This window comes from Bradyrhizobium sp. Leaf396, assembly GCF_001424605.1.
Lineage (GTDB): Bacteria > Pseudomonadota > Alphaproteobacteria > Rhizobiales > Xanthobacteraceae > Bradyrhizobium > Bradyrhizobium japonicum_C.
This window is the reverse complement of record NZ_LMQJ01000064.1, coordinates 142,133-156,561: the sequence shown is the minus strand read 5'-3', so window position 1 is coordinate 156,561 and position 14,429 is coordinate 142,133. Positions and strand designations below refer to the sequence as shown.

The following is a 14,429-nucleotide window of genomic DNA, read 5'->3' as shown; positions in this document are numbered from 1 at the left end:
ACAACTTTTCGGGAAACACGCCATCAATTTGCATACAAACGAACAGCAAAAAGGGCGCTGAAATCAGCGCCCTTTTGCATCTCATTGAAGCCGCTTTCGCGGCGAATCCGACGAAAGCGATTAACGCTTCGAGAACTGGAAGGACCGGCGGGCCTTGGCCTTGCCGTACTTCTTGCGCTCCACCACGCGCGAGTCGCGGGTGAGGAAGCCGCCCTTCTTGAGCACGCTGCGCAGCTCCGGCTCGAAATAGGTGAGCGCCTTGGAGATGCCGTGACGGACCGCGCCGGCCTGGCCGGAGAGGCCGCCGCCGGCGACGGTGCAGATCACGTCGTACTGGCCCGAACGCTGGGCTACCGAGAATGGCTGCTCGATCATCATGCGCAGCACGGGACGGGCGAAATAGACTTCGACCTCGCGCGAGTTGACGGTGACCTTGCCGGCGCCCGGCTTGATCCACACGCGTGCGACCGCGTCCTTGCGCTTGCCGGTGGCGTAGGCGCGGTTGAACTTGTCGACCTTCTTCTCGTGCTTGGGCGCCTCAGGCGCGGCCGCCGTCTTGAGCTGCGAGAGCTGGTCGAGCGATTGGATGGATTCGGCCATGTTATGCGGCCCTCGTGTTCTTGCGGTTCAACTTGGCGATGTCGATCTTCTCGGGCTGCTGCGCCTCGTGCGGATGATCGGCCCCGCCATAGACACGTAGGTTACCCATCTGCACGCGACCGAGCGGACCACGCGGGATCATGCGCTCGACGGCCTTCTCGAGCACGCGCTCGGGATGACGGCCCTCGAGGATCTGGCGCGCGGTGCGCTCCTTCACGTGGCCGACGTAACCGGTGTGCTTGTAGTAGGTCTTCTGCTCGCGCTTGCGACCGGTGAGGACTGCATGCTGCGCGTTGATGATGATGACGTTGTCGCCGCAATCAACGTGCGGGGTGTAGGTCGGGAGGTGCTTGCCGCGCAGGCGCATGGCGACGATGGTGGCGAGACGGCCGACGACCAGACCCTTGGCGTCGATCAGCACCCACTTCTTCGTCACCTCAGCCGGCTTTGCCGAAAAGGTTTTCATGTCAGAGTTTCCGTGGACGGGGAGCATCGGCGCGAACACCGCGCCGGACTGGGCGGTTTTCTAGAGAAGAGATGGCCAATGGTCAATGGTCAAGGTCGCAAATTAAGACTGCAATATCAATAGCTTGCCATTAAGGTGTCATATTACCTGCAAAAAGCTCAAACATTTGGAATGGAATAGGTCGAGGTGACATGCGCGATCGGATCGGGTGACGTTCCGGATAACAGGTTCACTTCGCCGACCGCCAGACGCTTGCCGAGCTTGAGCAGCCGCGCCTCGGCCAGCACGTCCTGCCCCGGCTGGCCCTTCCGCAGGAAATTGATGTTGAGATTGGTGGTGACGGCGAGCCCGATCGGTCCGATCGCGGAGAGCAGCACCACGTACATCGCGAAATCGGCAAGCGCCATCAGCGTCGGGCCTGACACGGTTCCGCCCGGCCGCAGCATTCGTTCGCTGTAGCGCTGGCGCAGAAGGCTGGTCTGGCCGTCCGCGCTCTCGATGGTGATGTCGTCACCGCTGAAGGCCTGGGGAAATTCGTCACGGAGGAACCGCTCCAGCTCCGCCACGCTCATTTTCGCTAACGCCATGCCGCTTCCCACCCTCGCTTCACTTGCCCTGTTACATTAAGTTAGCTGTGTCATCCAACTGCAATCATTTAGCGGAAATCGCGTCAATGTCCGTCCAGGTCGCCCGCGCCCCCTCCCCACAACCGCAGATCCTGCTGCGCGAGACGATCGGCAGCATCGCGGTCCTGACGCTCAACCGTCCGGCCGCGCGCAACAGCCTGTCTGAGGCGATGATCGCCGGCCTGCATGCCGAGCTCAACGAGATCGGCAATGACAAGGCGATCCGCGGCGTCGTGATCGCGGCCAACGGTCCTGCTTTCTCGGCCGGCCACGACATGAAGGAACTCACCGCGCACCGCGCCGACCCCGATCGCGGCCGCGCTTTCTTTGCCGAGATGATGAATGCCTGCAGCGCGATGATGCAGGCGATCGTGCACCTGCCAAAGCCGGTGGTCGCTGCCGTCCAGGGCATCGCTACCGCTGCCGGCTGCCAGCTCGTGGCGAGCTGCGATCTCGCGATCGCGTCCGACGCAGCAACTTTTGCGACGCCCGGCGTCGACATCGGCCTGTTCTGCTCGACCCCCATGGTGGCGCTGTCGCGCAACGTGCCCCGCAAGCAAGCAATGGAGATGCTGCTGACGGGCGAGCCGATCCCGGCCGCACGCGCCCGCGAGATCGGGCTGATCAATCGCATCGTCGACGTGGGCAGCGAGCGCGATGCGGCAATCGCGCTGGCGCAGAAGGTCGCGCTCAAATCCGCCTACACGATCAAGCTCGGCAAGGAGGCGTTCTATCGCCAGGCCGAGATGAGCCTTGCAGACGCCTATCGCTATGCGGCAGAGGTGATGACCGAGAACATGATGGCACGCGACGCCGAGGAAGGCATCGGCGCGTTCATCGAGAAGCGCACGCCCACATGGCGGGATGAGTGACAACAAGAAAAGACAAGCGATGAACCACGACGCCTATCCCGACAATTACATCCGCGGCATCCTCAACAGCGTGAAGTCGATCGCGATGGTCGGCGCCTCGCCGGTCAATGTGCGGCCGAGCTATTTCGCTTTCAAGTATCTGGCGCAGCGCGGTTATGACATGATTCCGGTCAATCCTGGCCATGTCGGCAAGGAATTGCTTGGAAAGCCGTTCGTCGCCTCGCTCTCCGACTTCGGCCGCCCCATCGACATGATCGACATTTTTCGCAACTCCAGCCACATCATGCCTGTGGTCGAAGAGGCACTCACGCTCGACCCGCTGCCGAAGGTGATCTGGATGCAGCTTGGCGCGCGCGACGATGCCGCAGCGGCGAAAGCGGAATCGGTCGGTATCAAGGTGGTGATGAACCGCTGCCCCAAGATCGAATATGGCCGCCTGTCGTCCGAGATCTCCTGGATGGGCGTGAATTCACGCACGCTCAGCTCCAAGCGCCCCCCGGCGCCGACCCAGGGCATGCGCCTGTCCCTCAATCGAATGAGCGTCGGCGGCGGCGACACCGCGGCATCCGATCGTGCGGCGAAAAACAAGAGCGAGCAAAGCTGACGCAATCGCGAAGGATTCATTTCGCGAACGCGACAATGCGTAGCAAGATCGTTCCGATGTGAAGCGCCGCCTTGACGGCAGGCGCGGCGCCGATCAGCATGCCGCCCGATTTTCAGGCCACCAAGAACAGGACGCCCTCAATGAGCGATCGCCTTCCGGGATTTTCAACGCTTGCCGTGCATGCCGGTGCACAGCCCGATCCTACCACCGGGGCGCGCGCAACTCCGATCTATCAAACGACGTCCTTCGTCTTCAACGATGCCGACCACGCCGCTTCGCTCTTCGGCTTGCAGGCGTTCGGCAACATCTATACCCGCATCGGCAACCCGACCAATGCCGTCCTGGAAGAACGTGTCGCCGCGCTCGAAGGCGGCACGGCTGCGCTTGCCGTGGCCTCGGGCCACGCCGCACAAGTCGTGGTGTTGCAGCAATTGCTGCAGCCGGGTGACGAGTTCATCGCCGCGCGAAAGCTCTATGGCGGCTCGATCAACCAGTTCACACACGCATTCAAGAGCTTTGGCTGGAACGTGGTGTGGGCCGATCCCGATGACATTTCAAGCTTTGAGCGGGCGGTGACGCCGCGCACGAAAGCGATCTTCATCGAGTCCATCGCCAATCCCGCCGGCAGCATCACCGACATCGAGGCGATCTCGACGGTGGCGCGCAAGGCAGGCGTGCCTTTGATCGTGGACAACACGCTGGCCTCGCCCTACCTCATCCGGCCGATCGATCATGGCGCCGACATCGTCGTGCACTCGCTGACCAAGTTCCTGGGCGGCCACGGCAACTCCCTCGGCGGCATCATCGTCGATGCCGGCACCTTCGACTGGTCCACGGGCGGCAAATATCCGATGCTCTCGGAGCCGCGCCCCGAATATCACGGTATCCGGCTTCAGGAGACCTTTGGCAATTTCGCCTTCGCGATCGCCTGCCGCGTGCTCGGCTTGCGCGATCTCGGCCCCGCGCTTTCGCCGTTCAACGCCTTCATGATCCTGACCGGCATCGAGACGCTGCCGCTGCGCATGCAGAAACATTGCGATAATGCAAAGGCCGTCGCCGAATTCCTTGCCGGCCATCCGGCGGTGGCCTCGGTGAACTATGCAGGTCTGCCGAGCGACAAGTATCACCAGCTCGCACGCAAATACGCTCCAAGGGGCGCGGGCGCGGTGTTCACTTTCAGCCTGAAGGGCGGCTATGACGCTGGCGTCAATCTGGTGTCGAAGCTGCAGCTGTTCTCGCACCTCGCCAATGTCGGCGACACCCGCTCGCTGGTGATCCACCCCGCCTCGACCACCCACAGCCAGCTCGACGATGCCGCCAAGATCAAATCCGGCGCCGGCCCCGACGTGGTGCGGCTCTCGGTCGGCATCGAGGACAAGGAAGACCTGATCGCTGATCTGGAGCAGGCGCTGGCGGCGTAGCTGTTGTCGTTCCGGGGCGCGAAAGGCGCGAACCCGGAACCTCGAAGTGATGCGAACGACCTCTGAATTCCGGGCACGGTGCTTTGCACCGCCCCGGAATGACTGGCGATGACATTTGTTCGGGCACCGACCCGGTTAACAGTCATTAACCATACATCCCGCATACATCGAGCTTGGATCGCCCTTTTGATTCGGAGCCTGTGATGCTGCGCTGGATGGTGCCTGCCCTTGCGACGATGCTGACGGTTTCGAGCGCGCTCGCTGCCGACCTGCCGGCCACGCCGAAGCGGCGCGCGGCCATGCCGCCGCAGGATCCGCCGCAGGTCTACGTCGAAACCGATCCGGATGCGCTGATCTCGCCCGCCTATGGCATCGGCAGCTACATCCGCAACCTGCCGGGGACACCGCTGCTGCCCGGCTCCCACACGTTGCCGGGCTATTACGGCCGCCCGTGGAGCTACGATTATCAGGGCTCGTATTACGGTGGAAAGCAGGTCGACTATTTCTGGCGCCTGCCCTATGCGTGCGGCGTCTACGGCTATTGCTGATTCAATCAGCCAGGCTGGCCGATGGGAACCGCCCGCGGCTGCGCTTCGGCGGATTGCCGCCAGGCCAGACGCTCCAATTGGATCACGGAAAGCGCCAGCACCACGATCGCGACCGCCTGATGCGCGAGCGCGAGACCGATCGGAACCTGGTGGAGCAGTGTCAGGATGCCGAGCACCGCCTGCAGGGTCACCGCCGCAAACAGCCACAACGCGCCGCTCGCAGCCGCGCCTGCACGCGAGCGCACCGCGTCGATTGCGTGCAACGCCGCCAGTGCGAACAATAGGTAGGCGGTCATGCGGTGCTCGAACTGAACCGTCAGCACGTTGTCGAACATGTTGCGCCACCACGGCGTCTCGAACCACAGCCGCTCGGCGGAGGGAATGAAGGCGCCGTCGATCTCGGGCCAGGTGTTGTAGGCACGCCCGGCGCGCAGGCCCGCGACCAGCGCGCCGAAATAGATCTGTACGAACGTTACGACGAGGAGCAGCGCGCTGGTGAAGCGCAGCCGTGCAGGCGCTGCGGCCCGTGGCCGCTCGTTGAGCCGCCGCACCGTCCAGACGATGCCGGCGAAGATCACGAGCGCCAGCACCAGATGCGTCGCAAGCCGATATTGCGACACTTCCGTGCGTTCCGTCAGGCCCGAGGCCACCATCCACCAGCCGACCGCGCCCTGAAGACCACCGAGCGCGAACAGGAGCCACAGCCGACGCTTCAATTCACCGGACAGGCCGCCGCGCCACAGGAAAAACAGGAACGGCAAGAGATAAGCGACACCGATGAAACGTCCGAGCAGCCGGTGGCTCCATTCCCACCAGAAGATCTCCTTGAACTCCGAGAGGCTCATCCCTGCATTGAGCTCGCGATATTGAGGGATTTTCTTGTAGGCTTCGAACGCCTCAATCCATTGCGTCTCGGTGAGCGGCGGAACACTGCCCGTCACCGGCTTCCATTCGACGATCGAAAGGCCCGACTCCGTGAGCCGCGTCGCGCCGCCGACCAGCACCATCAGCGCGATCAGCCCGGCCACGGCGATCAGCCACGCGCGCACGGCGCGATGCGGTTCGGACGGTGCGGACATCATCGTCATTCGGGGCGAAAACCAAGCTTGAACCGGACTGCGCGCCCCTTATAGTCCCCCGCTTCCGCAGTGCAAGTTACGCGAAAGCCGCAAGCCCGCCATGACGATCCGCACCCGAAAGTTCCTCGGCGCCATCCTGCTCCTGGTGCTGGCCACCGTCTGGGCCCTGCTCGGCATGGCGCTGGCGCAGATGCCGTGGATCGCCGAGTCTGGCTGGCGGCAGGCGATCTATTACGTCGTGGTCGGGCTGGGCTGGGTCTTGCCGGCGATGCCTATCGTGAGCTGGATGCAGCGTCCCGACCGTATCAAGTCTGGCTCCTAGCGCTCCGCGTCGGCTTCACCGTCGCAAAGGCGACGCCCGATGCCAGGACACGCAGCATGCGCAGCGACCGCACCCGGCCGTCCCAGGAAATCCGCGGCAGCGCGCGCAGATTGGTGCGTCCCTCCGCTTCCACGACACCCGGGATCGCCGTCACGGCACTGGCAAAACCGGCCTCCTCCGCCATCACGACGTGGCTGCGCCGAAACGAGGCGCGATCGCCGAACGGAAAGGCGAAATGCGTGACTTCGCGGCGGAAAGCGGCTTCCGCAACGGCCTTCCCCATCATCATCTCTCGCAGTGCAGCTGCGTCCTTCATGTTCGCCAAGACGGGGTAATTCACCGTCGCGCTGCCGATCGTGACGAGCGGATCCGCAGCCAATTTCGTCAGATCCTCCCAATCCATCGACGCTGCGCGCGAGAGCGCCGCGAGGTCGACCCGGTAGCGCGTGCAGAGATCGGCAATGGCGGCCGACAGATCCGCCGGCGGCAGCGAGCGGAGCCAACTCTCCAGATGCGAAAACAGCGCCTGCTTCTCGGCATTGTCGGTTACGGTGAAACGCTGCTCCTTCTCGCCCATCATCAGGCTGATGCGGCTCTCGCGCGCGATCACCTGCTCCAGCCCTGACCACCAGGCCTCGCCGACGCCGTCTGGAAACGCGGTCGGCACATAGATCGTGAAGGGCACGGCGTGGCGCACCAGCACGGGATAGGCGAAGTTGATGAGGTCCTTGCTGGCGCCATCGAAGGTCAGCGCCACAAAGCGCCCCTTCTCCGGCAGCGTCACGGCGCGGTGGCATACCTCGTCCATGCCGAGGAAATCGTACCTCCACCGCTTCAGCGCGCGAATGGCGCGATCGAGAAATTGCGGCGTGATCTCGCTCGCGCGCGATGGCTGAAACCCGCCCCGCCGCCGCGGCCGCACGTGCTGAAAGCGCAGAATGGCGCCGGCCCCGCGACTGCGCAGCACGGCTTGGCCGGTGAACCAGGCCAGCTCGAGGCGCAGACGCTCCAGCCATCTGTCGTCGGATACCAAAATCCCGCCCTTCGCGCGCGCCGCCGCCGTTCCCTCTCCCTGTCATTACCCTTTGTTGACCTTTCTTTGCAAAGGTCGGCCACAGGCCGAAATACGTATTATCGATTTCTCGACAGGTTTCGCGAATGACCATGGCTGCGGCGATGCAAAGCCGGACGGCAGAAGCGCCATCGCGGTCAAAAGCGAGACGTATCGCTCATGTCGATATCGTCATCGATCTCGCCGAGGCCGAGGCCGTCTGGCGCGCCTTCGAGGAGCCCGGCCATCTCTTCACGCCCTATCAGCGCTTCGACCTGCTCAGCGCCTGGCAACGACTGGTCGGCGAGCGCGAGGGCGCGCGACCCTTCATCGTGATTGCCCGCGACGCCGAGCACCGGCCGCTCCTGCTGCTCCCGCTCTGCCTGCGCCAGAGCCATGGCGTCCGCACGGCCTGCTTCATGGGCGGCAAGCACACGACCTTCAATATGGGCCTGTGGGATGCCGAATTGGCGGCGCAGGCCGGCGTCGCCGATCTCGACGCCCTGCTTGCGGCGCTGCGCGAGCGTGTCGACGTGCTCGTGCTGACGCAGCAGCCGCAGCGCTGGCACGACCGGACGAACCCGTTTGCGTTGCTGCCGCGGCAGAGCGCGATCAACGGCTGCCCGCTGCTGACGATGGAGCCCGGCGGCCCGGCGGCATCGCGGATCAGCAATTCGTTCCGCCGCCGTCTCAAGAGCAAGGAAAAGAAGCTACAGGCCCTCACCGGCTATCGCTATCACCTGGCCACATCAGATGCCGACGTCACCCGCCTGCTCGACTGGTTCTTCCGCGTCAAGCCGGCGCGGATGGCCGAGCAGAAGCTGCCGAACGTCTTCGCCGAGCCTGGCGTCGAACAGTTCATCCGCAGCGCCTGTCTTGCGCCACGTGGCGAAGGCCGCGTCATCGACATTCACGCGCTCGAATGCGACGATGAGGTGATCGCGATCTTCGCCGGCGTCGCCGATGGCCAGCGCTTCTCGATGATGTTCAACACCTACACGATGTCGGAGCACGCCCGCTACAGCCCCGGCCTCATCCTGATGCGCTACATCATCGATCGCTACGCCGAGCGCGGCTACCGCTCGCTCGACCTCGGCATCGGCTCGGACGACTACAAAAGGATGTTCTGCAAGGACGACGAGGACATCTTCGACAGCTTCGTGCCCCTGACCTCGCGCGGCAGGCTCGCCGCGATGGCAATGTCCTCACTCAGCCACGGCAAGCGGCTGGTGAAGCAGAACCAAATGCTGTTCGACCTGGCCCGCCGGCTGCGGCAGGCGTTCGGATAGCCGTCACCAGCTCTTTTGCGCTCTCCATCCACTTTCGCGCTGCCCCTTGCCCTCCCGTCGAGGACCCTGGAGAGGGAGTGTAAGACGCAGCGCGTAGGAGACCGACGGCTGGCGCGCTCGCCTACGCCGCCACGACGCGCGGCGTCTCCACCGCATCGGACGGCTGCACCGGCTTGCTCAGCATCGTCACGTCGCTGAAGCCGACCGCCCTCAGCTGCTCGCACATCAGCGCGCGCGCGTCCGGTACCATCGACGCATCCGGCACCACGACGGCGCGGGCATGCGCCGTCAGCAGCTCGGCCGGAAGATCGGAGGCACTACCGGCATCGATCAGCACGTGATCATAGGCGCGCAGCAGCGCGTCGATGGCAAGCGCCACGCGCGGGGATTGCAGCAAGCTGCGGTCGAAGCCGGGACGGCCGGCCATGACCAGATGCAGCCGCGACAGCTTGTCCCGGGTGATGATTTGCGCGAACGACGCCTCGCCCTGCATCAGCTCGGCAAGCCCCGGAGCCGAAGCATCGACGGACGCCGCGGCAAGGCTCGGCGAGGACGCCGCGAGATCGACCACGACGACGCGCGCGTCGCGCGAAAGGTGCCGGGCAAGTGTCAATGTCGATAGAGTGATCGCTGCGCCGGGCGCGGTGCCGAGCACGGTGACCTTCCTGGCCTCAGCACCCGCCCTGCGCAATTTGTCGGCCAGACGTTCGATCTCGTCGAACTCGCTGACATCCTTGTCGCTCCCAATCTCGGGCTGCAACGGCGCGGGCTCGGGCAAAGCAGGCTCGACGATCGGGTCGATGGCAGCATCGACGGCAGCAGCGACGGGCGGCTGGACCGATGGCTCCCGCCGCACCGGCGCCCGCGCCGGCGCAATCGCGGCCAACGTCCGCGGCGCGGTCTGACGCAGCAGCTCGCCGGTGACGACGGTGCCGGACGACAGCAGCAGCGTCGCGATCGTCGCAATGAGCACGATCGGCAGCTTCTTCGGATAGGCCGGCGTGTTCGAGACGATGGCGCGCGAGATGATGCGGCCATCGGTCGGAGCGGTGTCGATGGTTTCGCGGGTGTTGGCTTCGCGGTACTTGGCGAGATAGGTTTCCAGCAGGTCGCGCTGCGCCTTGGCCTCACGCTCCAGCGCGCGGAGCTGGACGTCCTGGCCGTTGGTGGATGCCGCCTGCTTCTTCAGTTGCTCGAGGCTCGTGGTCAGACCATCGACCCGCCCGCTGGCGATCCGGGCGTCGTTTTCGAGCGAGCGCGAGATCTTGGCGGCTTCGTCGCGGATCTGGTTGTCGAGGTCGCCAAGCTGCGCCTTCAGCTCCTTGATCCGCGGATGATTGCCGAGCAGCGTGGACGACTGCTCCGCAAGTTGTGCGCGCAGCGTCACCCTCTGCTCCGACAGCCGGCGCATCAATTCGGAGTTCACGACCTCGGATGCCTCGATCGGCTTGCCGCTCTGGAGCATTTCCTTGATCAGCCGCGCCTTGGATTCCGCGTCCGCCTTCATCGACCGCGCATTGTTGAGCTGGGTGTTGACCTCGCCCATCTGCTGGTTCGACAACGTCGTGTTATTGGTCCCGACGAACAGGCTGGACTTTGAACGGAAGTCCTCAACCTTGGCCTCGGCCTCGGAGACCTTCTTGCGCAGGCTCTCGATCTCGCCGGCGAGCCACTGGCTGGCGTTCTTGGCCTGCTCCTGGCGCACGGCCTGCTGCAGCACGAGATAGCCGTCGGCGATCGAATTTGCGACGCGGGCGGCAAGCTCGGGATCGGCCGACTGGAATTCGACCACGATCACGCGCGACTTGTCGACCGCGTAGGCCTGGAGGCGCTCGTAATAGGCATCGAGCACGCGTTCTTCCGGCGTCATCGCGAACGGATCGCGACCGATACCGATGAGCGCGGCAAGCGATTTCAGCGGCGAGATGCCCTGCAGCACCGGGTCGAATTCGGGTCGCTCGGCGAGCTTATTCTTCTTGATGATCTCTCGCGCGAGATCGCGTGACAGAACGAGCTGCACCTGGCTGGTGACGGCCTCGGCGTCGAGTGCCTGCCGCTCCTCGGCGCGATCGCTGTTCGGGCGCAGGAACACGTTCTCGCGGCCGTCGATCAGGATGCGGGCTTCGGACTTGTAGCGCGGCGTGATGAGATTGACGACGCCGAGCGATGCGACGAGCGCCACGACCGTCGGCACGACGATCCAGCCGCGCTTGCGCGCCAAGACCGCGCCAAGCGCATGCAGGTCGATATCGCCGGACTCGACCTGCGCCTGCTTCACGACGAAGGGCGCGGGATTCGCTTCAACCTTGTCGGCTTCGATCTCGGCTTCGATCTCGGCTTCGATTTTGGGCGCGGCTGCGGGCTTCGACTTCGAGACCGCGCGCGCGATCACCGCCTTGTCCTTGCCGGCACGCCAGAACGCTAAACGCATCGAACACTCCCGCAGGGCAACGCTGCGACTCTACCTCAACCGGCGCGATTACACTCCATTAAGGTTGCCGCTGGGTTAATCGCGACCATCCGGCACCTGGAGCACACCCGCTCGTCACTGTTTGTTAACCACGAGGCCGCTTAATCCCACTCGATTATCTCGCGAAAATTGTTCGGCATTCGCCGTCGAGCTGGTTTTGATCATGCCCCCCTCTCCAGACCGGCCGCTTCGCATCCTGCACGCCGTGCGTGCTCCGGTCGGCGGAATCTTCCGCCATATTCTCGACGTCGCCAATGGCCAGGTCGACCGCGGCCATCATGTCGGCATCCTCGCCGACAGCCTTACAGGCGGCGAGCGCGCCGACAAGGCGCTGGCCGAGCTCGCGCCTCGGTTGAAGCTCGGCGTGCATCGGCTCGCGATCCGCCGCGAGCCTTCGCCGGACGATTTGCTGGTCTGGCTGCGGATGAGGCGCCTTATCGCCAAGCTCAAGCCCGACGTGATGCACGGCCACGGCGCCAAGGCCGGCGCCTTCATCCGCATGCGGCGGCGCTCGGACGATACCATTCGCATCTACACGCCGCATGGCGGCTCGCTGCACTATCCGTTGAACACCATCAAAGGCGAGTTCTACGCGCGCCTGGAACGCGCGCTGATGGATTCGACGGATCTGTTCCTGTTCGAGAGCGCCTTTGCCCGCGACACGTATCAACGCATCGTCGGTACGCCCAAGGGCGTGGTGCGTTGCGTCTTCAATGGTGTCACGCCGGAGGAGTTCGAGCCCGTGGTAACGGCCGACGATGCCACCGACCTCTGCTATGTCGGCGAGTTCAGGCACATCAAGGGCGCGGACCTGTTGGTCGACGCCCTCGCACGACTGCACGAAGGCGGCAAGAAGGTGACGCTGACGCTCGGCGGCGACGGCGAGGAGACAGCGGCGCTGAAAGCGCAGGTCGAGAGGCTCGGCCTCACCAATGCGATCCGCTTCATCGGCCACGTCAAGGCGCGCTACGGCTTTTCCAAGGGGCGGTTGCTCGTCGTGCCCTCGCGCGGCGATTCCATGCCCTATGTCGTGATCGAGGCGGGTGCCGCGGGCATTCCCATGATCGCGTCCCGCATCGGCGGTATCCCTGAAATCTTCGGTGCCGACAGCCCTGCGCTGTTCGCGCCGAGCAATCCCGACGCGATGGCCGAGGCGATCGCCGCGGCGCTGGACGATCCACAGACGACCGCGCAGCGCGCACTCTCGTTGCGCGAGCGCATCTCGATGCATTTCTCCCAGCAGGCGATGGTCGAGGGCGTGCTCGCCGGCTATCGCGACGCCTTCATCAATCATTAACCATCCTTAAGGCCGCTTTAGAAAATCTTCCGATTTGTTCGATAGTCGAAGTGCCAGGGGATACTTGCCCGCGCACTCAAGGCCGTGCCGCGGGCCGTGGAATGGACGTGGACGCCAGTGGAACCGCTCAACGCACGCTCGATGCTCGACGCCGCGACCAGCGCCGCGGCGAAGCCTGCTGACCAGCCCTTCGTGGAACGCCGCCGGCGGCTCTCACCCGCCGCGCTCGAAGTCGTGAACCAGAAGGTCGCCCGCGCCTATTCACCGATCGTGATCGCCGGCTTCGTCCGTCTCGCCGACTTCGCGCTGCTGAGCCTCGTCGGCATTGCGCTTTATGTCGGTTACGTCATGCCGCTTGCCGGCGCCTTCAGCTGGGTCTATCCCGCCCAGGTTATTGCGGTCGCCGTCGCCGCCGTGGTCTGCTTCCAGGCCGCAGACATCTATCAGGTGCAGCTGTTCCGCGGACAGCTCCGGCAGATGACGCGGATGATCTCGTCCTGGTCGTTCGTCTTCCTGCTCTTCATCGGCATCTCGTTCTTCGCCAAGTTCGGCAACGACGTGTCCCGACTCTGGCTTGCCGCGTTCTATTTCCTCGGGCTCGCGGCGCTGATCGCCGAACGCCTGGTGCTGCGCTCGCTGGTGCGCCGCTGGGCGCGCCAGGGCCGGCTCGACCGCCGCACCATCATCGTCGGCTCCGATAGCAACGGCGAGCAGCTGGTGGAAGCGCTGAAGGCGCAGGAAGATTCCGACATTCACGTGCTCGGCGTGTTCGACGACCGCAACGACAGCCGAGCGCTCGACACCTGCGCCGGCGCGCGCAAGCTCGGCAAGGTCGACGACATCGTCGAATTCGCCCGCCGCACCCGCGTCGATCTCGTGCTGTTCGCGCTGCCGATCTCGGCGGAAACGCGCATCCTGGAGATGCTGAAGAAGCTGTGGGTGCTGCCGGTTGACATTCGCCTGTCCGCGCACACCAACAAGCTGCGCTTCCGTCCCCGCTCCTATTCCTATCTCGGCGAGGTGCCGACGCTCGACGTGTTCGAGGCGCCGATCACCGACTGGGACCTGGTGATGAAATGGCTGTTCGACCGCGTCGTCGGCAGCCTGGCGCTGCTTGCCGCCCTGCCGGTGATGGGCCTCGTCGCGCTGGCGGTGAAGCTCGACAGCCCAGGCCCGGTGCTGTTCCGCCAAAAGCGGTTCGGCTTCAATAACGAGCGTATCGACGTCTACAAATTCCGCTCGATGTACCATCATCAGGCGGATCCGACCGCCGCCAAGGTCGTGACCAAGAACGATCCGCGCGTCACGCGCGTCGGCCGCTTCATCCGCAAGACCAGCCTCGACGAGTTGCCGCAGCTCTTCAACGTGGTCTTCGCCGGCAACCTCTCGCTGGTCGGCCCGCGTCCGCATGCGGTGCAGGGCAAGCTCCAGAGCCGTCTGTTCGACGAAGCCGTCGACGGCTATTTCGCCCGCCACCGTGTCAAGCCCGGCATCACCGGTTGGGCCCAGATCAACGGCTGGCGCGGCGAGATCGACAACGAAGAGAAGATTCAGAAGCGCGTCGAGTTCGACCTATATTACATCGAGAACTGGTCGGTGCTGTTCGACCTGTACATTCTCCTGAAAACGCCGATCTCGCTGCTGACCAAGAACGAGAACGCGTATTGAGTTTCCGTCATGCCCCGCCTTGTGCGCAGATGCGCACTGGGCGGGGCATCCAGTACGCCGCATCGCCAGCCGTTTCCTCCAAAGCGAGCCGCGGAGTACTGGAATCGCCCGGTCAG

At 64.4% G+C, this 14,429-nt stretch carries 14 protein-coding genes; 8 read left to right on the top strand and 6 right to left on the bottom strand.

The annotated features are described in order from the left end of the window. Nucleotides 1-120 precede the first annotated feature (120 nt). The 3 genes from rpsI to ASG57_RS32075 form a co-directional block, all read right to left on the bottom strand. Nucleotides 121-600 (bottom strand): 30S ribosomal protein S9, encoded by a 480-nt coding sequence (rpsI, locus tag ASG57_RS32085; RefSeq protein WP_018642439.1) that lies wholly within the window; start codon nucleotides 598-600, stop codon nucleotides 121-123. 1 nt (nucleotide 601) lies between these two features. After that, nucleotides 602-1,066 (bottom strand): 50S ribosomal protein L13, encoded by a 465-nt coding sequence (rplM, locus tag ASG57_RS32080; RefSeq protein ID WP_018642440.1) that lies wholly within the window; start codon nucleotides 1,064-1,066, stop codon nucleotides 602-604. A gap of 158 nt (nucleotides 1,067-1,224) precedes the next feature. Continuing rightward, nucleotides 1,225-1,653 carry a PaaI family thioesterase gene (locus tag ASG57_RS32075; protein ID WP_024341189.1) on the bottom strand — a complete coding sequence of 143 codons (429 nt, stop codon included), beginning with the start codon at nucleotides 1,651-1,653 and terminating at the stop codon, nucleotides 1,225-1,227. Nucleotides 1,654-1,739: 86 nt separating this feature from the next. On the opposite strand from ASG57_RS32075, the gene ASG57_RS32070 reads away from it, so the two are divergent. The 4 genes from ASG57_RS32070 (at nucleotide 1,740) to ASG57_RS32055 (ending at nucleotide 5,137) form a co-directional block, all read left to right on the top strand. Then, nucleotides 1,740-2,564: an enoyl-CoA hydratase gene (locus ASG57_RS32070; protein ID WP_057198882.1), complete on the top strand. Its 825-nt coding sequence runs from the start codon at nucleotides 1,740-1,742 to the stop codon at nucleotides 2,562-2,564. A gap of 19 nt (nucleotides 2,565-2,583) precedes the next feature. Next, nucleotides 2,584-3,168 carry a CoA-binding protein gene (locus ASG57_RS32065; RefSeq protein ID WP_024341187.1) on the top strand — a complete coding sequence of 195 codons (585 nt, stop codon included), beginning with the start codon at nucleotides 2,584-2,586 and terminating at the stop codon, nucleotides 3,166-3,168. Between the two features lie 140 nt (nucleotides 3,169-3,308). Continuing rightward, nucleotides 3,309-4,589: an O-acetylhomoserine aminocarboxypropyltransferase gene (locus tag ASG57_RS32060; RefSeq protein ID WP_024341186.1), complete on the top strand. Its 1,281-nt coding sequence runs from the start codon at nucleotides 3,309-3,311 to the stop codon at nucleotides 4,587-4,589. A 203-nt stretch (nucleotides 4,590-4,792) separates the two neighbouring features. Then, the gene (locus ASG57_RS32055; RefSeq protein ID WP_024341185.1) at nucleotides 4,793-5,137 is read left to right on the top strand and encodes a hypothetical protein; all 345 of its coding nucleotides are present in this window, start codon (nucleotides 4,793-4,795) and stop codon (nucleotides 5,135-5,137) included. Nucleotides 5,138-5,142: 5 nt separating this feature from the next. Here the strand turns inward: ASG57_RS32055 and ASG57_RS32050 are convergent, their stop codons facing one another. Next, nucleotides 5,143-6,225, bottom strand: coding sequence for a COX15/CtaA family protein (locus tag ASG57_RS32050; RefSeq protein WP_057198881.1), 1,083 nt, complete (start codon nucleotides 6,223-6,225; stop codon nucleotides 5,143-5,145). 91 nt (nucleotides 6,226-6,316) lie between these two features. Between ASG57_RS32050 and ASG57_RS32045 the strand changes: the two genes are divergently transcribed. After that, nucleotides 6,317-6,538, top strand: coding sequence for a DUF2842 domain-containing protein (locus ASG57_RS32045; protein WP_024341183.1), 222 nt, complete (start codon nucleotides 6,317-6,319; stop codon nucleotides 6,536-6,538). On the opposite strand, the gene ASG57_RS32040 is transcribed toward ASG57_RS32045, so the two are convergent. Next, nucleotides 6,522-7,571 (bottom strand): polysaccharide deacetylase family protein, encoded by a 1,050-nt coding sequence (locus tag ASG57_RS32040; protein ID WP_057198880.1) that lies wholly within the window; start codon nucleotides 7,569-7,571, stop codon nucleotides 6,522-6,524. The two genes, ASG57_RS32045 and ASG57_RS32040, sit on opposite strands and share 17 nt — an antisense overlap. Nucleotides 7,572-7,696: 125 nt before the next feature. On the opposite strand from ASG57_RS32040, the gene ASG57_RS32035 reads away from it, so the two are divergent. Beyond that, nucleotides 7,697-8,878: a GNAT family N-acetyltransferase gene (locus ASG57_RS32035; RefSeq protein ID WP_024341181.1), complete on the top strand. Its 1,182-nt coding sequence runs from the start codon at nucleotides 7,697-7,699 to the stop codon at nucleotides 8,876-8,878. A gap of 121 nt (nucleotides 8,879-8,999) precedes the next feature. Here ASG57_RS32035 and ASG57_RS32030 read toward each other — a convergent pair whose 3' ends face one another. Beyond that, nucleotides 9,000-11,309: a GumC family protein gene (locus ASG57_RS32030; RefSeq protein WP_057198879.1), complete on the bottom strand. Its 2,310-nt coding sequence runs from the start codon at nucleotides 11,307-11,309 to the stop codon at nucleotides 9,000-9,002. Nucleotides 11,310-11,511: 202 nt separating this feature from the next. Here ASG57_RS32030 and ASG57_RS32025 point away from each other — a divergent pair, with 202 nt between their 5' ends. Together ASG57_RS32025 and ASG57_RS32020 are read left to right on the top strand one after the other, a co-directional pair. Beyond that, nucleotides 11,512-12,645 (top strand): glycosyltransferase family 4 protein, encoded by a 1,134-nt coding sequence (locus tag ASG57_RS32025; RefSeq protein ID WP_024341179.1) that lies wholly within the window; start codon nucleotides 11,512-11,514, stop codon nucleotides 12,643-12,645. A 117-nt stretch (nucleotides 12,646-12,762) separates the two neighbouring features. Beyond that, nucleotides 12,763-14,313, top strand: a complete 1,551-nt coding sequence (locus ASG57_RS32020; protein ID WP_057198878.1) for an undecaprenyl-phosphate glucose phosphotransferase — start codon at nucleotides 12,763-12,765, stop codon at nucleotides 14,311-14,313. The last annotated feature ends 116 nt before the right edge of the window (nucleotides 14,314-14,429 follow it).